Raw genomic sequence first — 719 nt, 5'->3', positions numbered from 1 at the left:
AATATGATTAATCATATTGAAAAATATATAGGCACTATTTCTCATGGCTCGAAAAGCGATTCGGGAAGTCAGTACAAATTAAATATCGCAGCTATTCCCTCTTCCCCTAACAGGGATTTAAAAACTTATATTACTTTAGGGTTAAGCAAATATAATCTGAATTATAAAAGCAGATTTGAAATACTTTTTGTATGTTCTTTAAAATATGATGAAAATCAGATTTTTCCATTTTTAAGATGGTTGGCGGAAACCATCATTGAGAACAAAAAAATTCTTCTTCGAGGGCAGGTTATTTATTTGCCTAGAAGCATTGCTGATTCAACAAAAATGGACGCACTGTATGTTTCCGCCCCATTTTATTTCGACGATGATTTCCAAGTCTGTTATGGCGAACACTACAATGTCGTTTTCCCTTTGCTTGTCCCCTTGTATAAACAGGAAGCAGAATTGGTAGAAAAGAAAGGTTGGAATGCTTTTGAGCAGTTCTTGCTGGATAATGAAGTTGGCAACCTTTCGGATATGAATAGGAAACCGTTTGTTTGGTAAGGGCTTTCTTAAATTTGATTAAAGGTCGTCTGAAACCGTGTTTAACTTTCAGACAACCTTTCCTTCATTTGAAACAGGATATTGAAAACTAAGTTCTTCAAAAATCCTACACCTGCTCCTTCCACGGCAGCACCTTGGTCAAAACGGCAGACGGCTACAAAGCCATCGCCCAT

Annotated in this window: 1 protein-coding gene; it reads left to right on the top strand. The window is 36.7% G+C overall.

Annotated elements, in window-relative coordinates; genetic code table 11:
* Positions 1-3 precede the first annotated feature (3 nt).
* The gene (locus Q3O12_RS04430; RefSeq protein WP_301669534.1) at positions 4-546 is read left to right on the top strand and encodes a suppressor of fused domain protein; all 543 of its coding nucleotides are present in this window, start codon (positions 4-6) and stop codon (positions 544-546) included.
* Positions 547-719: the final 173 nt, after the last annotated feature.

This window comes from Neisseria benedictiae (assembly GCF_958267435.1).
GTDB classification, from domain to species: domain Bacteria; phylum Pseudomonadota; class Gammaproteobacteria; order Burkholderiales; family Neisseriaceae; genus Neisseria; species Neisseria bergeri.
This window is presented reverse-complemented; position numbering and strand designations above follow the sequence as displayed.